We start from the raw sequence: 22,987 nt of genomic DNA on the forward strand, positions 1-22,987 counted from the left end.
GAAAAATAGAAGATAAAGGTTTGGACGACCCGATAAATAAATCGTCTCATCAATCTTTTAATTCTTGTTTCAAATGCAGAAACCATAGCAAAAAATTCAAATTAATTTTGCAGGTACACCTACTACCTTGTTATTGGAAGGAACGTCTTTCGTAACAACAGCTCCTGCGCCTACAATAACATTATCTCCGATTTTAATTCTAGGAAGTATGATTGCTCCAGTTCCTACGTAAGTATTATTACCAATCTCAACATTTCCAGTGATAGTAGCATTAGGAGAAATTTCACAAAATGCGCCTACCGTAACATCATGATGAATTGTGCTTGCGGCATTAATAATGCTTCCTATTCCAATACTTACCGAACTTGATATTACAGTTTGGTGCATAATATTAACACCACCTGCTATTTCAACGTTAAATTTCCCAATCTTAGATGATTGAGCAATTATAGTTTCAACTTTGCCACCTAATTCGGTCATTTTGTGATAGAGCATCTTACGAGCATATACCCCTCCAATACCTAGTATGCAAGAAGGATTAAAACTTAGATAATGAGTCACTTCTGGCAAAGTACGAATAATAGGAAACCTGTTGAAGAGTTTATTAGGTAAATCGATTGAAATATCGTCAAAAAAATAAATTTCTTCTAAAGTATATTCATTATAAATTAGTATATCTAAAATTTCTTTTGCATGACCTTTAGCACCTATAACAAGCATATTTTTAAAATAAATTTACGCTACTACAAAATTAATTCGAACAACATTAGCAATCCAACGAACTATATCTTCACTTAATTCTTGGTAAAAAGGTAAACAGAGTACTCGACTAGCAATATCTTCCGATACAGGACAAATTTGACCTTTAACGTAAGGTAATCTATTAAGTGAAGGAAAAAAATATCGTCTGGTATAAATAGAATGTGCAGCTAAAGCTTCTTTCACTTTCAACATTTGCGTTTCTGACTGAAATATTATTGGAAAATAAGCATAATTATATACCAAAGATTTCGCTTGTGGCATAGGATATATTATAGGTAATCCCACTAATTCGCTATGGTAAAGCTCGGCTAGTTTTTTGCGCGAAGCAATAAAACTATTCACTCGCGGAAAATTACATAGACCCATTGCAGCATGAAATTCAGAATTTTTTCCATTCACTCCAAGCGAAAAATAATCGTCGCCGATATGTCCAAAAGATTTTAGCAACCAAATATCATTAGCTAAGCTGCTATCATTCACTACAATGCACCCTCCTTCTATCGTATGAAATAGTTTGGTAGCATGAAAGCTACACGTAGCTAAATCGCCATATGTGAGTAATTGCCGCCCATGCACCTCCGTGCCAAAGGCATGTGCACCATCGTAAATCACTTTTAAATTATGCTTCTGAGCTATCTGCTCAATAGCTTCGACGTCACATGGATAACCATAAACATGAGTGGCAAGAATAGCTGATGTTTGTTCAGTAATTGCCTCCTCAATTTTTTGTGCATTAATACAAAAGGTTTGTGATTCGATATCTACGAATACCGGGCTACAATTTTCCCATATAATAGAAGTTGTAGTAGCCACATAAGAGAAAGGCGTAGTAACTATTTCTCCTGATAATTTCAGTGCTTTAATAGCAATTTGAATTGCAATAGTACCATTACTGGTAAACTGTACAGGTACACCATGCAAAAAAGCACTAAGCTGCGCTTCTAACTGCTGAACCAGAGGGCCATTATTAGTTAGCCACCCTCGCTCCCAAATACCGCGTAAGTAATTGGTATATTCTTCAAACGGCGGCAGATACGCCTTAGTAACATTAATATTCATTAGCTAGAGTTATATTCCAAGGAATATCGTTAATTTTTACAACACCCTCTTTTGCACCTTGCCAACCAAATCCACCTTGTGTAACAGGCAATATTTCAAATGATAAAACATCATACCATTCAGTTAAAATCTGATTTTTATTATAAACTAGTATTAAACGGTTAACAGTATATATACCTTGTTCTAGAATGTTACCAGGGAACTGCGTACTTACAGCTAAGATACCATTACGCAAACGGTACGTGCTGGATGTGAACACCGAAGACGAAACGGTAACTAAAATTCCACGCTCATCAGTTAAATGATATGTCACATCTAATTGCTTTTCCTCGAGTTGGAGCAATTCGATACTAAATTCAAGTCTAAAGCCATCATGCGTATTCAAATTGCTTGCATCCTTTGTGACTGGATTAGTCACCCGTGCTGCTAGAAGGCGAGACGCATAATTACCAGGAGCTTCAGAAGGTGTCCAAGTACGCTCTGTTTGTTGCTTTGTATACTGTGCAATATAACGAGACACGATAACATGGGGTGTACCATTATCCACAAGTAAGCCTTGGTGCATTGAGATGATACGGTTGCATAAGTTTTGAACCGCTTCCATATTATGACTAACAAATAATACTGTCCTCCCATCATTTACACTCACATCTTTCATACGGCCTAAGCACTTCTTTTGAAACTCTGCATCACCCACAGCTAGCACCTCATCCACAATTAGAATTTCGGGTTCTAAGAAAGCCGCTACGGCAAAAGCTAGTCGCACATACATGCCGCTACTGTAACGTTTCACCGGAGTGTCAATATACCGCTCCACGCCCGAAAAGTCTACAATCTCATCGAATTTGCTGCGGATTTCGGCCTTGGTCATGCCGAGAATAGCCCCGTTAAGAAAAATATTTTCCCGTCCCGTTAGCTCCGGGTGAAAGCCCGTGCCTACTTCCAGCAGCGAAGCGATGCGCCCGTTCACCTTAATATTCCCGGTAGTAGGGGCCGTTACTTTCGATAGTATCTTGAGCAGCGTAGATTTACCGGCCCCATTGCGGCCGATGATGCCAAGCACCTCGCCCTGCTTCACTTCAAAATTAATGTCCTTGAGCGACCATACATAGTCACTACCTCTCCCTTTAGCAGCGCGGTCGTTCGTTTCACCAACTTTGGCAAAGGGGTCTTCCTTACCCCGCAGCTGGGCCCACCACCGGTTCAGGTCGTGGCTTATGGTCCCAGTGCCTATCTCGCCTAGGCGATACAGTTTGCCCAGGCCCTCTACTTTAATGGCGATATCACCCATACCTATTAACTGCTACAATAGCTTATTACGAACAAAGAAGAAACTTGCCAGCCAGTGGGCAACGTTCCCCGGCCGGAAAATTATACCGTATCGGTAAAGCTCTTTTCTACTTTATTGAAGATAATAGTTCCAGCCAGCAAAATGATTAGGGTAGTTAAGGTGCTATACCCTAAATACAGCCAGCTAAAAGTACCCGAACCTAAAAAAGCAGCCCTGAACGTTTCCGTAATGGCGGTCATCGGGTTGGCCACGATGAGCCACATGTATTGGGCCGGCACCTTAGATAGCGGGTAGATAACCGGGGTAGCGTACATCGCCAGCTGCACCCCGAAAGTGAGCAGCATGGCCAGGTCACGGTATTTGGTAGTCAGGGCGCTGAATATCATGCCCAAACCCAGCGAAAGTAACCCCATTAGCACCACCAGCAACGGAGTAAGGGCTATCAGCCAATTGGGGTGTAAGGCATTGCTAGTAAAGAGATAATACGCCCATACGACCAGAAATAAGGCCATTTGGATACCAAACCGCACCAGGTTGGATAGCACAATGGACAAGGGCATCGTCAGGCGCGGAAAGTACACCTTGCTAAACATGGCCGCGTTGGTCGTGAACACGGTGGCCACGGCGGTCAGGCTCTGGGAAAAGTAGCCCCAAACGGTAATACCGGCCAAGTAGAATACGAAGGGGGGTAGGCCGTCCGTATCAAGCTTAGCTACCCGGCCAAAGATGATATAATAAGTAAGCGTAGTGAGCAGGGGCTGGATGAAAAACCAGATAGGCCCCAGAATAGTCTGCTTGTAATTGGAAACGAAATCGCGCCGCACGAACAGCATGACCAGGTCGCGGTAGCGCCACACGTCGCCGAGGCGTAAGTCGAGCAGACTAGTACGTGGCTTAATAATCTCAGTCCACTGCCCACTCTCCTCATGAGCCGGCACGGAAGCAGCGGCTACAGTGGGCTTGGCGGTGTCAATTGTTTGCACGTAGGTTAAGCTTTAAACGTAAAGTATAAATTTTTTATAACTTTGAAGATGCCGCAAGTATCTTAGTTCTGCTGACTAGGCCTCAGTGAATGCCCCTGCGTACACGGCAGTAACTCCTTCTTCTAAGCCAATAGTCGCTTGCCAGCCGTGGCCCGCCAGCTTACTCACGTCCATCAGCTTGCGCGGGGTGCCATCGGGATAGTCAGTATTAAAGCGGATGCGGCCCTCGTAGCCCACAGTACGCTGCACCAACTCGGCCAGCTCGCGGATGCTGAGGTCGGTGCCGGTGCCCACGTTCACCAGGCCGGCCTCGTTGTAATTTTCCAGCAGCCAGTAGCAGGCATCGGCCAAGTCGTCTACATGCAGAAACTCGCGGCGTGGGGTACCGGTGCCCCACACTTCTACTTCGGGCGCACCGCTTTTCTTGGCCTCGTGAAACTTGCGGATGAGCGCCGGCAGCACGTGCGAGTTCTTAAGGTCGTAATTATCGTGCGGCCCGTAGAGGTTGGTGGGCATGGCCGAGATGTAGTTGCAGCCGTACTGCGCCCGGTAGGCATCGCAGAGCTTAATGCCGGCAATCTTGGCGATGGCGTAGGGCTCGTTGGTGCTTTCCAGCTCCCCGGTGAGCAAGGCCGTTTCCTGCAAGGGCTGCGGCGCAAATTTGGGGTAAATGCACGACGACCCTAGAAATAACAGCTTCTTCACTCCATTCAGATAAGAATGGTGAATGACGTTGTTCTGAATCATCAGGTTATCATACAGAAACTCCCCCCGGTAGGTATTATTGGCATTGATGCCGCCCACCTTAGCGGCGGCCAGCACCACGTAATCGGGTTTTTCCTGAGCGAAGAAATCAGCTACGGCCTGCTGGTTGCGCAAATCCAGCTCGCTGGAGGTGCGCGTAACGAAGTTGGCAAAGCCGGCCTGTTCCAGGCGGCGTAGCATGGCGGAGCCCACCATTCCGCGGTGGCCGGCAACGTATATTTTAGCGTCTTTTTCCATGAAAGGAAGTTGATTCACGAGCGAATATGAGGGGGGTAGGGCGGCTTGGCTAAGCCTGCCACCAATCCAGGTCGGGCTTGGCGGCGGTAGTTGGCGCGGCCGGGCGCATGGTCTGCATCAGGCCCGTCGGCACCAGCTTTTTCAGCATGGGGTTGATGCTGGCCCCGAGTATCATGCGGCGGGTGCGGGGGCTGTAGCTGAGCAGGCCGGGCAGCTTGGCGAAGGCCAGTGGCCGGGCGGCAGCCATGTCGCGCTTGCCGGTCCAGTTGATTTCCCAGTAGGTGTAGAGGTTGCGGCGTTCGTCGTCGCGGAGGCGGAACTTGTCGCCGTAGCGGGGCTCAGCTTCGCACAGCTCCACCATCTTCACCAGGTTCGGGTACCATTTATCGCTGGTAACGGTGCGCTGGTCGGGGTGCAGCTGGTACACGGCCAGCATCTCGGGGGTGTAGTGGCCGGGGGCCAGGTGCGCTACCCGGTACCACTGGTCAATGTCGGCGCACATATCCACTTCGAGGCGCATTCCGCCAGTTTCCTCGAAATAGCGGCGCTTCACGAACGTAGCGTGCTGGGGGGGGATGGTCTTAAACAGAATGGTGTGGGGCGTGATTTCGCCGGCCGGATTGCTGCTGCTCAGCACGTTACCTTGCAAGTCAATCGAATACTCCCCGCCCGAGATGAAGCTGGCCGCCGGATATTTCTGAAATGCCGCCGCCATTGCCCGGAATGCGCCCGGCAGGTAGTAGTCATCGGAGCTTTGCACGGCCAGGATTTCGCCGGTAGCCTGGGCTACCCCTTTGGTTACGGCATCCACGAAGCCCTTATCACGGGCCGACCACCAGGTAAGGCGGTCGCCGTAGCTTTTGAGCACTTCCACCGTCTCGTCGGTCGAGCCGCCATCGGACACAATGACCTGCACCGCGCCGGGGTAGTCCTGCTTGAGAATGCTATCCAGGGTACGGCCGATAAAGCGCCCCTGATTCCAGGAGGGAATGACGACCGAAACCGAAGGAAATTCCTGATTCATACTAGTGCGTTACGCGGTGAGCGTGGCAAGGTCGGCCAGCCAGAGGTCGAGCAATTCAATCTCCTGCGCGGTTACGATGTTTTCCTTGGCCAACTCGGCGTAGGCCCGGCGCAGGTTTTCCCCTACTGTATTGGTGGGAGCGACAGCGCGCTGCACGGCGGCAATAACGCAGTTGGGGTGCAGGTAGCAAGGAATTTCCGACTCAAAATCCTTCACGTAGTCGTGCGGATTGCGCACCTGAATCACGGTAGCCTCCGTGAAGCCCAGCCGGTAGCCGTGCGCCCACATAATGGGTTGGGCCACCAGCCCGCGCAGAATATCGGTGAAGCGGAACGTGACGTAAGCTGGCAGGTAGAGCAACGGAAATAGCTCGCGGCGCACCATCGTATTCTGCGAATTGAAAGGGCACAGCGTCCCTTCAGCCAGTACGATGGGGGCGCGCTTGTCGAAAAATACTTCCGTATTATCCACCAGGCGATAGATGGCATCCACGTCGGGGTCCGAGTCGGCCAGCCCTTGCCAGATACCGATTTTGGCTTCCTGCTGGGTTAGCTCTGCCTCTTTCAGATTGTGGTCAGCGTTCAGAATCAGGTCAAGGGGGTAGCCGCGGGGCCAGATGTGGTGGCTGGTAAAGCTCTTATAGATATTTACGAAACCCATATCAGCCGGCGCGACGGCAAACGTACCTTCAGTGGCCGGGAACTGCCAGCCGTCATAGGGAATATTATCGTCGTCGGTATCAATAATAACTTGCGCGCCTTTCTGAATGGCGTGCAGGTAGCCCACCATCTTGCGGCCGTAGTGGTTGAAGGGCAGCTTCTCGCTTAGCCGGAAGCCAGCGGCCTCCTGGTCAGCTACCGAGAGGTACGTTACGTTGGGTTCGCTCCAATCGGCCGGCGACTTCTTATCACCCGCCACTACCAGCTGATAATCAGGCAGGGCCGCAAATTTAGTTACTGCCTCGGTAGGCGCAAAAATGGAGGTAATAACAATACTAGACGGTACCATGTACAAATTCTAAAAGCAAGTGCGGCCGCTAGTACGAGTCAACCGGCCAAGGGTTAGGGAGGGCAAAGGTACGTCTTACGTCGCAGAACGGACTACCGCAACCCGCTAACCTCAGCAGCAAACGACCGCACAACTCGTGCCACGGTAGCCACCATCGCCTCCGTCATCCCCGGCCACAGTGGCAAGCTCAAGCAAGTCGCGGCCAAATCTTCGGCGATTGGCAGTGCGCCGGCTGCCAAGTCGAGGTAGGCGTAGGCCGGCTGCAAGTGGGGTGGCACGGGGTAGTGCACCTGAGTACCGATACCTGCCGCGGCTAAGCGGCGCTGCAAAGCATTGCGGTGGGATGTGTGCACCACGTAGAGATGCCAGGCGGGTTCGGCCCCGGCCGCTACGGCGGGCAGCCGCAGGCCGGGTACGTCGGCCAGATATTCGTTGTACCAGGCCGCCAACTGGCGGCGCTGGCTAAGCCAGGCAGTCAGGTAGGGTAGCTTCACGCGCAGCACGGCGGCTTGCAGCTCATCGAGGCGCGAGTTGTAGCCGAGCAGCTCGTGGTGGTTTTTTTGCGTTGAACCATAGTTGCGCAGCTGTTGCAACCGCCGGGCCAGGTCGGCATCATCCGTCGTGATGGCCCCGGCATCGCCCAGGGCTCCCAGGTTTTTGGTGGGGTAGAAACTCGTGGCGCTGGCGTGGCCGAAGCTCCCCGTCAGTTGGCCCGCAAACGTAGCGCCCTGGGCCTGCGCGTTATCTTCTACTACAAACAAGCCATGCTGCCCGGCAAAGGCTAGTATCTCCAGCATTCGGCAGGGCTGGCCATAAAGGTGTACGGGCAGCACGACGCGGGTACGGGACGTGAGCGCGGCGGCCAAGCGGGCGGGGTCGAGATTGCTGGTAGCGAGGTCGGGCTCGACGGGCACGGGCGTGGCGCCCACGTGCGACACAGCCAACCAGGTAGCAATGTACGTATTGGAGGGCACCAATACTTCGTCGCCAGGCCCGATGCTTAACCCGCGCAGCGCCAGCGTTAGTGCCTCCAGGCCGTTCCCTACCCCTACGGTATGGCCTACCCCATTAAAAGCGCTGTATTCAGTCTCAAAAGCCCGCACTTGCTCTCCTAATACATACCAGTGCGTATCGTATACTTCCGCTAAGGCGGCCAGCACGTCCGCTCGTAGTGGGTCGTGTTGGGCAGTAAATGAGTAAAAGGGAATGAGCATAGCTGAGGTAGCGAACGCCAAACGTCCCCGGTCAGCTAAAGCGACTGCTTTAACTGACCGGGGACGGTGACCACAATCATTAGTTTAGGCCGCAGCTTATTTCACGTGCTCCTTGAAATATTCCAGGGTGCGCTTCAGCCCCTCGGCGCGGTCCACTTTGGGTTCCCAGCCTAGAATATCCTTGGCCTTGGTAATGTCGGGACGGCGCTTCATCGGGTCGTTTTCAGGCAGCGCTTGGTAGGTGGGCTTAAACTCGACTCCCGTCAGCTTAGCGATTTCCTCGCCAAATTGCTTGATGGTAATCTCGGCCGGGTTGCCGATGTTCACGGGCATGTGGTAGTCACTGAGCAACAGCCGGTAAATACCGTCCACCAGGTCATCCACGTAGCAGAACGAGCGCGTTTGCGAGCCATCACCGAATACGGTCAGGTTTTCGCCTTTCAGCGCCTGCGAAAGGAAGGCCGGTAGCACGCGGCCGTCATCGAGGCGCATCCGGGGGCCGTAGGTATTGAAGATGCGGATAATGCGCGTCTCCAAACCGTGGTGGTTATGGTAGGCCATCGTAATGGCTTCCTGGAAGCGCTTGGCCTCGTCGTAGCAGCCGCGCGGACCTACGGGGTTCACGTTGCCCCAGTATTCCTCCACCTGCGGGTGCACCTCGGGGTCGCCGTATACTTCCGACGTGCTGGCAATCAGCATCCGGGCACCCTTCACCCGCGCCAGGCCCAGCAGGTTGTGCGTGCCTAGCGAGCCCACTTTCAGGGTCTGAATCGGAATCTTGAGGTAGTCAATCGGCGAAGCCGGTGAGGCGAAGTGCAGAATGTAATCAAGCTTACCCGGCACGAACACGAACTTGCTTACGTCGTGGTGGTGAAACTCGAAATCCTCCCGCTTGAATAAGTGCTCAATATTGGCTAGGTTGCCCGTAATGAGGTTATCCATTGCGATAACGTGGTAGCCCTCGGCCAGAAACCGGTCGCAGAGGTGCGAGCCCAGGAAGCCGGCCCCGCCGGTGATGAGTACTCGTTTTTTGTCAGACATAGTGGAAGACTTAAATCATTGTCATGCTGAGCCTGCCGAAGCAGCAAAGTAGGGTAAGAGTAATTCAATCGTTATAACGATTCAAGCGAGATGCTTCGACAAAATCAGCATGACCGTTTCGTTAGAAACTGCTAAGCAACCGACTCCTGATGGTCGGTCTTAACCCCGATGCAGTGGTAGGCGAAGCCCAGTTCTTTTAGTTCGGCGGCATCGTAGATATTACGGCCGTCAAAGATGGCTTTTTGCTTCAGCAGGCGGCCTACCACCTCAAATGAGGGCGAGCGAAACTCGGGCCACTCCGTTACGACCAGTAGCGCGTCAGCATCTACTAACGCTTCGAACTGGTCTTTGGCATAGGTGATAGTGTCGCCCAGCGAGTGCTTGGCTTCCGGAATGGCCACCGGGTCGTAGGCCGAAACGGTCGCACCTTCGGCCAGCAGCTTCTCGATGATGACCAGCGACGGAGCTTCGCGCATGTCGTCGGTCTTGGGCTTGAAGGACAGGCCCCAGATAGCGAATTTCTTACCCTTCAAGTCGCCGCCAAAGTGCTTCTTTACTTTGCTGAACAGCACTTCTTTCTGCGCCTCGTTCACACCCTCCACGGCTTGCAGTACCTGCATCTGATAGCCGTTTTCCTGGGCCGTCTTGATAAGGGCTTTCACGTCCTTCGGGAAGCACGAGCCGCCATAGCCGATGCCGGGATAGATAAACTTGTGGCCGATGCGGGCATCAGAACCAATGCCCTGCCGCACCTTATTGACATCGGCTCCCATGATTTCGCACAGGTTGGCAATGTCGTTCATAAACGAGATTTTAGTCGCCAGCATGGAATTAGCGGCGTATTTCGTCATCTCGGCCGATGGAATATCCATGAAAATAATCGGGTGGCCATTAAGCAGAAAGGGCTTGTAGAGCCGGCGCATCATTTCCTCGGCCCGGTCAGAGCTGACGCCCACCACGATGCGGTCGGGCTTAAGGAAGTCGTCAATCGCCGCGCCTTCTTTCAGGAACTCGGGGTTAGAAGCTACGTCGAACTCCACGCTCGCGCCGCGCTTGGCCAGGGCCTGCTCAATTTCGGCGCGCACCTTAGCAGCGGTGCCCACCGGCACGGTGCTCTTGGTTACGACCACCGTGTAGCTATCCATGTTTTCGCCCATGCCGCGGGCTACGGCCAGTACGTATTTCAGGTCGGCCGAGCCGTCTTCGCCGGGCGGGGTACCCACCGCGATAAAGGCCACGTCAGCGCCTTTTATGCTCTCAGCCAGCGAGGTAGAGAAATTTAGGCGGCCCGACTTCACATTACGCGACACCATTTCCTCCAGCCCCGGCTCGTAGATGGGCAGGATGCCTTTGTGGAGGTTATCAATTTTTTTCTGGTCAATGTCAATGCACACGACATCGATGCCCACTTCCGCGAAGCATGTGCCCGTGACCAGCCCGACGTAGCCGGTACCTACTACTGCTATTTTCATAAGGTATTGAAAGGTGAAGAACAGCTGGTGCGCTCGGCAAAAAACCTGCCTAATACCCGCCAGCTCAGGAAGTTTTTAGTTTTATAGGTTCGGCCATATAGTGCTTCCACCAGTACTGAAACACCAGCAGCGCCCAGATACGGGCGTGCGCGTCGCCGGGATTGCCGGAAAACAACTGTTTTTTTAGCTCTTGCACTGCCTCCACGGCAAAAATCCCTTGTCCGGCTACGAAATCGTCGGCCAGTAAATCCTGCTCAATGAGGGGGCGCAGCTCGCCGCGCATCCACTTAAGCAGCGGCACCTCGAAGCCGTGCTTGGGGCGGTCGTATAGCTCGGGTGGCAGCAGGGGGCGGAAGGCATCCTGCACAATTTTCTTTTTCATCGTGCCATCTACCTTGCTGCTAACGGGTAGAGAAAAGGCGAAGTTTACAACGTGATAATCCAGGAATGGCGTTCTGACTTCCAGCGAATTAGCCATGCTCATCAGGTCCACCTTCGTCAGCATATCGTAGGGTAGTACGAGCTGCGTGTCGGTGAGTAAGACCTCATTGAGGTCGCCGTCGGCGTGGATATTTTCCAGGATATCCTTGCGGCGCTTGGCAGCCAGTTTTCTACCCACCTTCTGGCGGCTGGCGGGACTGAGCAGGTCCAGGGCCTGCTTTTCGGAGGCGAAGCTGGCCCAGTCCCAATACCGGTCCTTAGGGCCACTGAGCATGCCGCGCGAGAAGCGCTGAAACTGCCGGACTTTATTGCCGAAGTACGAGTTGCGAGACTTAGGCAGCACGTCCCAGAGCAGGTTCAGGCCCGTCACGGCTTCAGCCTTGAAGCCGCCCTGCCGCACCCGAAAATCGCCCTGATGCTTATTGTAGCCGCCAAATAGCTCGTCGGCCCCGTCGCCGCTCAGCGCCACCGTTACGTGCTGGCGGGTGCGCTGGCTAAGCACGTGCACGGCCAGCGCCGACGAGTCGGCAAAGGGCTCATCGAAGTAGTCCAGCATCTGAAACAGATGCTCGTAGAGGTCGTCGTTGCTCAGCGAAAACACCGTGTGGTTGGTGTTATGCATCTTCGCCACCAGGTTGGCGTACTTGGTTTCATCAAAGAATGGCTCGTCGCGGAAGCCGATGCTGAACGTGTTGAGGTGGGGCGTGTGGCGGGTAGCCAGCGCCGTAATCACACTGGAATCGATGCCGCCGCTCAGGAAAGAGCCCAGCGGCACGTCGGCCACGAGGCGGCGCTCCACCGCCTCATCCAGCAGCGTTACCAGCTTTTTTTGCTGTTCGGCATAAGTGAGCTTGTTTTTGGCGACCTTTTTCGGGTCATACGGAATCTTGTACCAGCGCTTGCGCACCACCTTCTTACCCTGAATAAAGAGGTAGTAGCCTGGTAATACTTTCTTAATACCCTTGAAAATAGTGGCCGGCCCCGGAATGTAATTAAGCTGCAAATACTGGCTCAAAGCCACGTAATCGAGCTTGCGGGGGGCGCCCAGGGCTAGCAGCGACTTCAGCTCGGAGCCAAATAGCAGGTGGTCTTCGTCGCGGTACACGTGCAGGGGCTTGACCCCGTAGCGGTCGCGGGCGATAAACAGCGAGTCGTCTTCCTTATCGTAGATGGCGAAGCCGAAAAAGCCGTTGAGCTTCTTGATAAAGCTCCTGCCCTCGCTGATATACAGGTTGAGAATAACCTCTGTATCAGTCTGGGAATGAAACTGATAGCCTTTGCGCACCAGCTTTTCGCGCAGCTCGCGGAAGTTAAATATCTCGCCGTTGAAGACGATGGTGTAACGGCCCGAGGCATCGGTCATGGGCTGGTTGCCATCGGCCGAAAGGTCGAGGATAGCCAGCCGGCGAAAGCCCAGGCCCACGTTGTCGTACACAAAATGCCCTTGCGAATCGGGGCCACGGCGCACAATGGCGTCGGTGGACGCCTGCAGGCGGCTTAGGGCCAGGCGGCCCGAATCGGAGAAGGCGTAGAGGCCGGTTATTCCACACATAGCTAGGCCGCAAAGATAGGGCGGCGGCTAGGCTCGCGGGTAGGGCGGGCGCAACCTCAGCCGGCCGGGGCTAGTACAGTAAGCCAGTTCACTATTTTTCCTACCCCCACCCCATGAGCTTACAGCAAGAATTTGAAGCCGCCGTGCAACAGGTTGACAACCTCCCCGCCAACGTGGCCGCCCAGCACATGACCGACCTCTACGGCCTCTATAAGCAGGCTACTGAAGGCGATGTGAACATGAAATCTGATGAAGTAGACCCCGGCGGCGCAGACAAGCCCAGCGGCCCCGCCGGCCTCTCGCAGGCCCAGTGGGAGTCGTGGGACAAGTACAAAGGCGTTTCGGAGGAAGATGCCAAGCGCCGCTACGTGGCTCAGGTAACCCAGATTAATAACGCTGGCGCGGGCACCCAGGCCGGTGAGGTCCCTACCGACGCGCTCACCAATGCCCCAATGGCTCCCGAAATCCCCCAAGGCCAAGAGAATGACACGACTGCGCCGCAGCCCGGCTTCGGCCCCGGCGAGGCCACGGCCGGCGGCCTGCGCGGCGACATTACTGCCGGCGCGCCCTACGGCGGTGAGGATAAACTGAAGGGGAATCAATAATCTGGTAGGTGCGGGGCTTGCCCCTACAAGCTTTTGCGATAAATATTATATAAAATCCGCCGGTCCTGCTCGGTTAGCAACGGGCTCGGGTCAGTGGGCACGAAATGGCGCTTGAAGGCCAGAATAGCCGCGTTTAGGTCCTGCGTATCATAGCCGATGATGCGCAGGGCCTCGCGGGGGGTGAGGCCGGGTAGGAGCCGGCCCAGCGAGTCGGCGGCGAAGGGCACGGCAGTGGTATCAGTTAGCACGGCCGCATCGTACCAGAGGCCGTAGCCGCGGGCAGCTAACTTTTGCCAGGGAAAGAGCGCGCTCGGGTCGCTTTTGCGGGTTGGGGCAATGTCGCCGTGGCCGATGAAATTGGCGGCTGGAATGTTATAACTGCGTTTTAAATACCCCAGAATTTTCAGCAGGCTGGTCAGCTGCGCCGCCGCGAAAGGCTCGCGGCCATTATTATCCAATTCGATACCGATGGATATGGAATTGATATCGGTCACGCTGCCCCAGCGGGCTACCCCAGCGTGCCAGGCCCGCAGGTAGTCGCTCAGCATGTGGAACACCCGGCCGTTGCGGCCGATGACGTAATGTGCGCTTACCTGCGTTTTAGTTTGCGTAAAAGTCTTCAGAGTCTGCGCGGTACTATCCTGCGCGGTGTGATGAATAATGACGTAGTTGGGCTTGCGCAGATTAAAATTGACGGTGCCCACCCAGTAGGGGGTAGGCGGCAGCGTGTCGGGGGGTAGGGCCGGCTGCGCCTGAATTTGCTGCGCTAATAGCTTGACCTGCTGGCGATAAACCTTATTGGTAGTGGCGTAGGGGTTACGCACGCAGGCCGTAGCGAGCAGGCCAGCCGCAAGCAAAAAGGTAGTAGTCGCTTTAGTCATTGGGCATTTCTTGAGCAGGATAAATTACCGTAAATAAACAAGAACGTCATGCTGAGCTTGTCAAAGCATCTCTACCGAACGACACCCGAACGGCGTGGTAGAGATGCTTCGACAGGCTCAGCATGACGTTCTTGTTTGGTTGCAGCAAATGCGAAGCCCTACCCTACTTAGCGTAAGCTACTGAGCGCATTTCGCGGATGACGGTCACCTTAATCTGACCGGGGTACTGCATTTCCTTCTCAATTTTTTGCGAAATCTCGAAGCTCAGCTCACCAGCACGCTCGTCGCTCACGTTTTCCGCATCCACTATCACGCGCAGCTCGCGGCCGGCCTGGATGGCGTAGGTCTGGTTCACGCCTTTGAAAGCTCCGGCGGTTTCTTCGAGCTGGCGCAGGCGCTTGATGTAGCTCTCCATCATTTCGCGGCGGGCACCGGGGCGCGAGCCAGAAATGGCGTCGCACGCTTGCACGATGGGCGAGATAAGGGCCGTCATCTCCATTTCGTCGTGGTGCGCGCCAATAGCGTTCACCACGTCGGGGTGCTCTTTGTATTTCTTGGCCATCTCCATGCCCAAGATGGCGTGAGGCAATTCGGGCTCTTCGGTGCTCACCTTGCCGATATCGTGGAGCAGGCCGGCGCGGCGGGCGTGCTTCACGTTGAGGCCCAACTCGGCAGCCATCGTGGCGCAGAGGTTGGCCACTTCGCGGCTGTGCTGGAGCAGATTTTGGCCGTAGGAAGAACGGAAGCGCATCCGGCCTACCATCCGAATCAGCTCGGGGTGCAGGCCGTGAATGCCGAGGTCAATGACCGTGCGCTCGCCAATCTCGATGATTTCTTCTTCAATTTTCTTGGTCGTCTTGGCCACAATTTCTTCCACCCGCGCCGGGTGGATGCGGCCGTCTTTCACGAGCAAGTGCAGCGAGAGGCGCGCGATTTCGCGGCGCACCGGGTCGAAACCCGAGATGATAATGGCCTCCGGCGTGTCGTCCACGATAATCTCTACCCCCGTCGCGGCTTCCAACGCCCGGATGTTGCGGCCCTCGCGCCCAATAATTTTGCCCTTCACGTCGTCGCTCTCAATGTTGAAAATCGAGACGCAGTTTTCAATGGCGTGCTCCGAGGCGGTGCGCTGAATGGTTTCCAGCACCACCTTCTTGGCGTCCTTGGTAGCCGTGAGCTTGGCCAGCGCCACGGTGTCCTTGATGTAGGAGCTGGCTTGGAGCTGCGCCTCGTTTTTAAGGCTTTCCACGAGCTGCTCGCGGGCCTCGGCAGCGGTGAGGCCGGCCACTTTCTCGAGCTGGTTTTGCACGTCGTGCAGTTGGGCTTCGGCTTCCTGCTGCTTGGCTTGCAGCTCAGCCAGGGCGGCTTCGTGCTTGCTCTGGCGCTTTTCTTCCTGCTGCTCGAAACGGGCGCGGTGGTGTTCGGTGTCGGCTTGCAGCTTTTCGCGGGTGGCTTCCAGCTCTTTTTCCTTGTGCTGCAGGGCTTCAAGCTGCTTTTGGGTGGTATCGGTTAGGTGCTTGATGCTTTGCTCCTGAACTAGCACGCCCTGCCGACGCTCGGTCAGCTCTTGGTCGAGGCCCGCTTTGAGACGCTGGCTTTCGGCCTCAAACTCGCGGCGCTGGCGCTTCTGCTCCTGCTCGTACTCGTTTTTGAGGTTACGAAACTTATCTTTCGATTGCTGAATGCGCTCGTCGCGGGTGCGGGTGGCTTCGGCCTCAGCTTCGGCGAGGAGCTGCTGGGCTTGGGCGCGGGCCGCGCCCTCGTGGTCTTGCCGGGCTTTGCCGGCCAGCTGGCGGCCTACCCCCACGCCCACCACGAGGGCGAGGACGGCGGCAATCGCGCAGTATAAAATTATAAGAGACATGGATTTTGGGAATTAGAAATGAACTAAGCCCATAGCCACGACAAAAACCCGAACCGAAACGCAGGAGAAGGCTACTTGCCTTCGATGCGCCCGGCCGGGCCAACAAAACTGGTGGGTGCTACCCCGCCGCTAGGCGGCCAGCACCACGCCTGTTAGCAGCTCGTCGAGGCGCGCTAGGCGCTCGGTGAGGGCTGCATCGGTTCCATCCTTTTCCTTGCTGACTTTCAGGGAGTCCGCCATTGTGGCGAGGGCTACCATCGCCAGCAGGTCCTGTTTGTCCTGAATCCCGTATTGCTCCCGAAACTCCCGGAGCCGTTCGCTGAGCTGCCGGCCCGCCAGGCGCAGGCGCTCTTCGTCAGCCACTTCTACCCGCATGGGGTAGTCGCGCTCGGCAATGCGAATCTTGATGGCTAAGTCGTTCATTCAGAGAGCAAATAAGAAAACGTATAAGAAGGTTTTTTAGTCCCTCAGATAGGCAAGGCACTTATCTAGTTCGCGGATGTATTCGTTGAGGCGTTGTTTGAGCTCGTTGGCCTGGGTAGGTTCCCCGCCGGCTATAGTCTGCACAAGTTTAACAATGTTTTCCTGGTTTTGGTACTCGCGCAGCTGCTTTTCGCGCTCGCGGGCATCGGCGCGCAGGTGCTCGATGGTAACGTTAGCATCGGCCAGTTCCTCGCGTAGCTGCTGATACGCAGCTACTAAGATGGTTACTTGTCGCTCCAGGCGGTCGAGTTGCGCGAGTTGCTGGGATGAAGCCACGGTAAAGTATTGTTGAGCCCGCGAAGGTAGGGCGCGAACGCGGCAAGCCCCTACCCCCAGCGGGTAGCGTGAACGCTGCGAGTCCGCGCATAGAAACGTTCCTGCTAGCAACTCACTAAAAAAGAAACCCCGGCTACTAGCGCGGCCGGGGTTTCGAGGCGGAACGGGCCGTAGAGACGCGACTCTTCGCGTCTCTCTCCGCGTGAATAACCCTTATTGCCGAGAGACGCGAAGGGTCGTGTCTCTACAAGTTCTATCCCTTCTTCTTGGTCTTCACCTTGCGGCCGTCCTCATCCTTCTTAGTTTTACCATCGGGCATGGCGGGCAGCACGGTCGAAGTAGGTACGGCCGCTGGGGCGGGGGTAGGCGCGGCAGTCACAGGCGTGCCATTGGCATCCAGCTCCTGCACGTCGTAGCCCAGCTCCGAGAGGCCGGGGAAAGCCTTGGCGCGGTCGCCGACCACTACAATATACATCTTATCGGCGGGCAGGTATTTCTGGGCCGATGCCTGCACGTCCTCCTTCTTCAGCGCTTTCAGGATGGTGCTCTGTTGCTGCACGTAGTCGGGCTTGAGGTCATACTCGACCAGGCGCGAGAGAAAGTTCGCCTTCTGCTGACCGGTTTCGTAGCGCAGCGCATCGCTCTGGCCCACTGAGCTTTGCAAGAAGGCCAGCTCCTCATCCGAGATACCATTGCGGTAGTTCTGAATTTCGCTCATAAACTCTTTCACCGAGGCAGCGGTAGCATCGGCGCGCACGCCGGCCTGGGCGGTATAGGGGCCGAAGTAGCGCGTACCCCGGAAGCCCGAGTTGGCTCCGTAGGTGTAGCCTTTGTTCTCGCGCAGGTTCAGGTTAATACGCGAGTTGAAAGCCCCGCCGAGCAGGTAGTTCGAGAGGTAGGCTCGGTAGTAATCGCCAGTGGCGTCGTAGGCCAGCGGCGTGAGGTAGCCCACCCGGATTTCGGACTGCGCCGCGCCCGGCTTGTCAATGAAGTAAATCTTGGTTTTGTCGGGCTGCACCGCCGCCGTGGCCACGGGCAGGGTTACGGGCTTAGCGGCCCAGCTTTTCAGAAAGCCTAGATTCGGCTCCACGGCGGCCTGGTCCTGGTCGCCCACCACAGTGAGGAAGCTCACGCTGGGCGAGTAGAACTGCTGGTAGAACTGCTTCACATCATCGAGCGTGATACTACCCACGCTGGCCGTGGTGCCGCTATTGGGCACGCCCATGATGTCATTAGGGCCATACAACAGCTTGGCATAGGCGTTATTAGCGATAACGACCGGCTGGGTTACCTGATTAGCGATGAGCTGCAAGTTCTGCTTTTTCACCCGTTCAAAATCGGCTGGGTCGAAACGCGGGTGCAGCAGCCGCTGGTCGAGTAGGGCCAAGGTCGCGGGCAGGTTTTTGGTCAGGCTCTGCACGTAGACCGACGTGTTATCATCGCCCGCGAATACCTGTATGGTGCTACCCAGCCGGTCCAACGCCGCCGAAAACTCCTCGCCGGTGTATTTCTCCGAGCCTTCGTTCAGCATTTGGGCCGTGAGTGAGGCCAGGCCAGCTTTGCCGGGGTTGGCCTGCTCCAATCGGTGCCCGCCCTCAATAGTCAGCAGCATGGTCGTGGTCGGTAGCTCGGTGTTTTTTGTACCGATGAGCTTGAGGCCGTTGCCAAATTTATCTTCCCAAATGGCCGGAACCTTCACCACTGGGTTCGGCCCCGCCCCTGGCTGCTTCGAGCGGTCAAAGTTATCGGTGGCCTTCACGTATTTCAGGCCGTCGTAGCCGTAATTGGGGGCTACGTAGCCGGCCGTAGAGGCCGTGTAATTATCCTTGGCGGCCACCTCGTCGGTCTTGCCCTTGGGCACCACGCTCAGAATCACGGCGTGCTTACCGCGAATATATTTATCAAACACGCGCTGCACGTCGGCTTTCGTGAGGCTACGCAATTGCTTCAGCTCGATAGGCAGTCGATTGGGATTATTGAAAAAAGTCTGGTTGGCGGCGAGCTGGCTCACCTTGCCGCTCACGCTGCTTAGGCTGTTGATGAGCTGGGCCTCGGTGCTGGCTTTGTAGCGGGCTACCTGCTCGTCGGTGGGGCCGGTTTTGGCAAACTCGGCCAGCGTCTGGCGCATCACTACCTCGGTGCTGTCCAGGCCCTTACCCGGTAGCGGCAGTGCCACCATCGCAAATTCGCCACTCAATTCTGAATTGCGCTGATATGCCTGGGCCTGCACGGCTTTTTGGGGCTTCACCAGGTTTTTATAGAGCAAGGAGGTTTTGCCGCTACCGATGATATCGGCCAGCGCATCGAGCGGTACCTCGTCGGGGTTGCCGTGGGGCACGGTCGGAAACACCATTTGGAGCATTGGGAAGCGCACGTTGTCTTCGTAGCTCACGTAGCGGTCGGCGGTAAGCACGGGCTCGGGCAGCTTCTGCACCGGCACGGCCGGCCCCCGCTTAATGGGCCCAAAGTACTTTTCGGCCAGCTTCAGCACCTGCGCCGTCGTCACGTCGCCGCCCACGGTCAGGGTCGCGTTGTTTGGGCCGTACCAGCGCAGGAAAAAGTTCTTCAAATCCTGCACGCTGGAGTTATCCAGGTCTTTCAAATACCCGATGGTTAGCCACGAGTACGGGTGGCCATAGGGGTAGAGCGTCTTGGAGATATACTCGCTGGCCAGGCCGTAGGGCCGGTTGTCGTAGTTCTGGCCGCGCTCGTTTTTCACGGTAGCGCGCTGAATCTCAAACTTTTTCTGACTCACCGCATCCAGCAAAAAGCCCATGCGGTCGGCTTCGAGCCAGAGGGCGGTTTCGAGCTGGTTGCTCGGCACGGTTTCGTAATAGTTGGTGCGGTCCTGGTTGGTGCTGCCGTTGAGGGTGCCGCCGGCGGCCGTCACCAGCTTGAAATGCTGCTGGTCGCCCACGTGGTCGGAGCCCTGAAACATCATGTGTTCAAAGAAGTGCGCGAAGCCCGACTTACCAATCTGCTCCCTGGCCGAACCTACGTGGTAGGTCACGTCCACGTGCACCAGCGGGTCGGAGTGGTCCTCGGCCACCACTACCGTCAGGCCATTGGGCAGCACGTACTTGGAGTACGGAATAACCAGCTCGCCGGGCTTGCGGGTCACAGTTTCGACCAGCCGCGCACCGCCAAGGGTGGGCGCAGCCGTCATTTTTTTAGCCGAAGCTTTCGGAGTTTTGGGCGCGGCTTGTTGCGCGGCGGCCGGGGCCGCTACCAGCGCCAGCCCGCACAGCCAGGGGTAGGCAGAACGTATTTTCATAAGAGAAGAAAAGGGTGAGAAAAGCCGCTGGTAGTAAGCAGAAGTGCCTTACCCCCACCAGCAGCCCACAATGTTACTCGCCAACAAGCACAAAACATTACATTATTCCCTCGTTTTCTTCTATGCTACCATAGAAATGCGCCACGTCGCATTCGGGAGTTGAACGTCCGCTGGTTGAGCCCCGAACACCTGATTTCCGAACGCGTCGTGGCGCATTTTACCCTTAGCCAGAATTACTTCCGAATCAGCGCGCCAGCCTGCTTTTCAAACTGTTGGATGAGCCGCTGCATCACCTGGTCAATGGCCTGGTCAGTGAGGGTTTGGGCAGGGTCTTGTAGGGTGAAGCTGACGGAGTACGACTTCTTGCCAGCCTCCAGCCGGTCGCCCTCGTACGTATCGAATACATTGAGGCCGTGCAGCAGCTTCTTCTCGGCGCGCTGCGCGATGGTGCGCAACTGCTCGAAGGTCACGCCCTTATCTACGACTAGCGACAGGTCGCGGCGCACTTCCGGGAAGCGGGGCAGTTCGCGGGCTACGAGGGTAGGCTTATATTTTTTGAGCAGCCAGTCCCAATCCAATTCGGCATACCACACGGGCTGGCTCACGTCGAGGCGCTTGAGCACGGCCGGCGATACGGCCCCAACGTGGCCGATGAGCTGGTTTTGCACCAGCAGCCCTACCCCCCCCGCCAGGTACGGGTGCTGCGTGGGCTGCGGCGCGGCCTGCGGGTGGCCCAGCGCGGCCAGCACCTGCTGCACCGCCCCGGCCGCGTCGGCGAAGGTCGTTTTGCGGGTCGGGTGCTGCCAGCTTTCGGCGCTGAAATTGCCCGTTAGCCAGAGGCCAAGCACGGTTTTTTCGAGGTAGCCGCCCGCCGCCCGCTGGTAGGTGCGGCCAAATTCGTAGAGCTTGAGGTCGCGCTGGCGGCGGTTGAGGTTGTGGCGCACCACTTCCAGGCCCGAATGCAGCAGCGCGGGCCGCATCACGTTCAGGTCCTGGCTGTTATAATTCAGAATGCGTACCAGGTTCTCAGCTGGCGCATCGGCTGGCTCGAAGTACTGCGAGTTGGTGAGCGAGTTGGTGATAATCTCCGAAAAGCCTTGGCCGCTGAGCAGGCTGGCCACTTTCTGGCGCACCACTTCGGGGTCGGGGTTGGGGAAGGGCGAGAGGAAAGAGGCCGAGTTGTGGGGCCGCAACGCCACGTTATTAAAGCCATAGATGCGCAGGATTTCCTCCACCACGTCGGCCTCGCGGGTCACGTCCACCCGGTAGGGCGGCACCTGCAAGAGCCAAGCTTTTGAATTGGGAATTAGGAAGGAGGAATTAGGAGTTTTTTCGGTGATTTCCTCTTCGATCTTAATGTCGAGGTTAGTCAGGATTTCACGGATGCGCGCCTCGCTGATTTCCTGGCCGATGAGCTGCGCGACGCGGGGTAGGCGCAGGCGCACTTCGCTGTTGGGGATAGGGTGCGGAAACTCGTCCACGACCGGCGCGGCAATGCGCGCGCCGGCCACTTCCTGCAGCAGCAGGGCGGCGCGTTGCAGGGCCAGGGGCACCATGTAGGGGTCAGTGCCGCGCTCGAAGCGGAAGGAGGCATCGGTTTTCAGGCCGTGCGCCTGACTGGTGCGGCGCACTACGGCCGGCGCGAAATAGGCGCTTTCCAGGAATACCCGCGTGGTGCCCGCCCCTACCCCCGACGTTTTGCCGCCAAACACGCCGGCCAGCGCCATTGGCGCGCCATTACCGTCGGCAATCACGAGGTCGTCGGCGCTCAGCGTGCGCGCCACGTTGTCCAGGGTCACGAAGTGCTCGCCGGCCTCCGCGCGCTTCACCCGCAGGTGGCCGTCCGTGATGGCCGCCGCGTCAAAAGCGTGCAGCGGCTGGCCTAACTCGTGCAGTACGAAGTTGGTGACATCCACCACGTTATTAATCGGCGAAAGCCCGATGCTGCGCAGCCGGCGCTGGAGCCACTCGGGCGAGGGGCCGACTTTCACATTATCCAAGAGCAGGCCGGCGTAGCGCGGGCACGCTTGGTCGTCCTCGATGGTAACCTTGATATTCTCGCCCGCGGCGGGGGTAGCAAATTTGCTCACGTCGGGCAAGTGGGTGGGCTGGCCTAGCAGGGCGCGCAGGTCGCGGGCCACGCCGTAGTGCGAGGCGGCATCGGCCCGGTTGGGCGTGAGGCCAATTTCAAAAATTACATCTGAGCCCAGGCCAAAGTAATCGGCGGCGGGCGTACCGTCGGGCAGGTCGGTATCGAGCACCAAGATACCGGCGTGCGACTGGCCCAGGCCAATCTCATCCTCGGCGCAAATCATGCCCTCGGAGGCCGCGCCGCGAATTTTCGACTTCTTGATTTTGAATGGCTCGCCAGCCGTGGGGTGCAGCATCGCGCCTTCCAGGGCCACCACTACGCGCTGGCCGGCGGCTACGTTGGGCGCACCGCACACGATTTGGCGGGGGGTAGCATCGCCCACGCTTACCGTGGTCAAGCTTAATTTATCGGCGTCGGGGTGACGCTCACAAGTCAGCACGGTACCCAGCACCACGCCGCGCAGGCCGCCGGGAATGCTTTCCAGCTCAGTCAGGCTTTCCACTTCGAGGCCGGAGCCGGTGAGCAGCGCGCCCACTTCGGCAGCGGGCAGGGGGGTAGGGAACAGCGTTTTGAGCCAGTCGAAGGAGATAGTCATCAGCGAAAGCGCCGACCAGATTGGGAGCCAGGCGCGGGCCGCAAAGGTAGGGCTTGATGAAAAGGCCG

General features: G+C 56.2%; 18 protein-coding genes. 1 reads left to right on the forward strand and 17 read right to left on the reverse strand.

The genetic code is table 11. The features are described from left to right. Window positions 1–96: 96 nt before the first annotated feature. The 11 genes from LC531_RS13135 to asnB form a co-directional block, all read right to left on the reverse strand. Entirely contained in the window at window positions 97–720 is a 624-nt protein-coding gene (locus LC531_RS13135) for a NeuD/PglB/VioB family sugar acetyltransferase (RefSeq protein WP_223650910.1), read from the reverse strand. Window positions 721–735: 15 nt separating this feature from the next. Then, complete coding sequence (locus LC531_RS13140; protein WP_223650912.1) at window positions 736–1,821, reverse strand: DegT/DnrJ/EryC1/StrS family aminotransferase; 1,086 nt, start codon at window positions 1,819–1,821, stop codon at window positions 736–738. Then, the gene (locus tag LC531_RS13145; protein WP_223650919.1) at window positions 1,811–3,112 is read right to left on the reverse strand and encodes an ABC transporter ATP-binding protein; all 1,302 of its coding nucleotides are present in this window, start codon (window positions 3,110–3,112) and stop codon (window positions 1,811–1,813) included. The genes LC531_RS13140 and LC531_RS13145 overlap by 11 nt, the downstream gene beginning before the upstream one ends. Window positions 3,113–3,192: 80 nt before the next feature. After that, window positions 3,193–4,095 carry an ABC transporter permease gene (locus tag LC531_RS13150; protein ID WP_223650921.1) on the reverse strand — a complete coding sequence of 301 codons (903 nt, stop codon included), beginning with the start codon at window positions 4,093–4,095 and terminating at the stop codon, window positions 3,193–3,195. Window positions 4,096–4,170: 75 nt separating this feature from the next. Beyond that, window positions 4,171–5,097 (reverse strand): GDP-L-fucose synthase family protein, encoded by a 927-nt coding sequence (locus tag LC531_RS13155; RefSeq protein WP_223650923.1) that lies wholly within the window; start codon window positions 5,095–5,097, stop codon window positions 4,171–4,173. Window positions 5,098–5,146: 49 nt separating this feature from the next. Continuing rightward, entirely contained in the window at window positions 5,147–6,121 is a 975-nt protein-coding gene (locus LC531_RS13160) for a glycosyltransferase family 2 protein (RefSeq protein WP_223650925.1), read from the reverse strand. Between the two features lie 9 nt (window positions 6,122–6,130). Next, window positions 6,131–7,129, reverse strand: coding sequence for an STELLO glycosyltransferase family protein (locus LC531_RS13165; protein WP_223650926.1), 999 nt, complete (start codon window positions 7,127–7,129; stop codon window positions 6,131–6,133). Between the two features lie 92 nt (window positions 7,130–7,221). Then, complete coding sequence (locus tag LC531_RS13170) at window positions 7,222–8,343, reverse strand: DegT/DnrJ/EryC1/StrS family aminotransferase (protein ID WP_223650928.1); 1,122 nt, start codon at window positions 8,341–8,343, stop codon at window positions 7,222–7,224. Window positions 8,344–8,439: 96 nt separating this feature from the next. Then, window positions 8,440–9,384: a UDP-glucuronic acid decarboxylase family protein gene (locus LC531_RS13175; protein WP_223650931.1), complete on the reverse strand. Its 945-nt coding sequence runs from the start codon at window positions 9,382–9,384 to the stop codon at window positions 8,440–8,442. Between the two features lie 131 nt (window positions 9,385–9,515). Further along, window positions 9,516–10,856 (reverse strand): UDP-glucose dehydrogenase family protein, encoded by a 1,341-nt coding sequence (locus tag LC531_RS13180; protein ID WP_223650933.1) that lies wholly within the window; start codon window positions 10,854–10,856, stop codon window positions 9,516–9,518. Window positions 10,857–10,920: 64 nt separating this feature from the next. Then, window positions 10,921–12,849, reverse strand: coding sequence for an asparagine synthase (glutamine-hydrolyzing) (gene asnB / locus LC531_RS13185; RefSeq protein ID WP_223650935.1), 1,929 nt, complete (start codon window positions 12,847–12,849; stop codon window positions 10,921–10,923). Between the two features lie 113 nt (window positions 12,850–12,962). Here asnB and LC531_RS13190 point away from each other — a divergent pair, with 113 nt between their 5' ends. After that, window positions 12,963–13,454, forward strand: coding sequence for an acyl-CoA-binding protein (locus LC531_RS13190; protein WP_223650936.1), 492 nt, complete (start codon window positions 12,963–12,965; stop codon window positions 13,452–13,454). 23 nt (window positions 13,455–13,477) lie between these two features. On the opposite strand, the gene LC531_RS13195 is transcribed toward LC531_RS13190, so the two are convergent. From LC531_RS13195 to pheT, 6 genes are all read right to left on the reverse strand, one after another. Further along, on the reverse strand, window positions 13,478–14,335 hold the full coding sequence (locus LC531_RS13195; protein ID WP_223650938.1) for an N-acetylmuramoyl-L-alanine amidase: 858 nt from the start codon (window positions 14,333–14,335) through the stop codon (window positions 13,478–13,480). A gap of 163 nt (window positions 14,336–14,498) precedes the next feature. Continuing rightward, entirely contained in the window at window positions 14,499–16,199 is a 1,701-nt protein-coding gene (gene rny, locus LC531_RS13200) for a ribonuclease Y (protein WP_223650940.1), read from the reverse strand. Between the two features lie 129 nt (window positions 16,200–16,328). Further along, on the reverse strand, window positions 16,329–16,622 hold the full coding sequence (locus LC531_RS13205; protein ID WP_133660057.1) for a cell division protein ZapA: 294 nt from the start codon (window positions 16,620–16,622) through the stop codon (window positions 16,329–16,331). Window positions 16,623–16,658: 36 nt separating this feature from the next. Then, entirely contained in the window at window positions 16,659–16,958 is a 300-nt protein-coding gene (locus LC531_RS13210) for a hypothetical protein (protein ID WP_223650942.1), read from the reverse strand. Window positions 16,959–17,211: 253 nt separating this feature from the next. Continuing rightward, on the reverse strand, window positions 17,212–20,124 hold the full coding sequence (locus LC531_RS13215) for a M16 family metallopeptidase (RefSeq protein WP_223653960.1): 2,913 nt from the start codon (window positions 20,122–20,124) through the stop codon (window positions 17,212–17,214). A 341-nt stretch (window positions 20,125–20,465) separates the two neighbouring features. Beyond that, the gene (gene pheT, locus LC531_RS13220; protein ID WP_223650944.1) at window positions 20,466–22,919 is read right to left on the reverse strand and encodes a phenylalanine--tRNA ligase subunit beta; all 2,454 of its coding nucleotides are present in this window, start codon (window positions 22,917–22,919) and stop codon (window positions 20,466–20,468) included. Between the last annotated feature and the right edge of the window lie 68 nt (window positions 22,920–22,987).

The sequence above is a fragment of the Hymenobacter psoromatis genome (genome assembly GCF_020012125.1).
GTDB classification, from domain to species: domain Bacteria; phylum Bacteroidota; class Bacteroidia; order Cytophagales; family Hymenobacteraceae; genus Hymenobacter; species Hymenobacter psoromatis.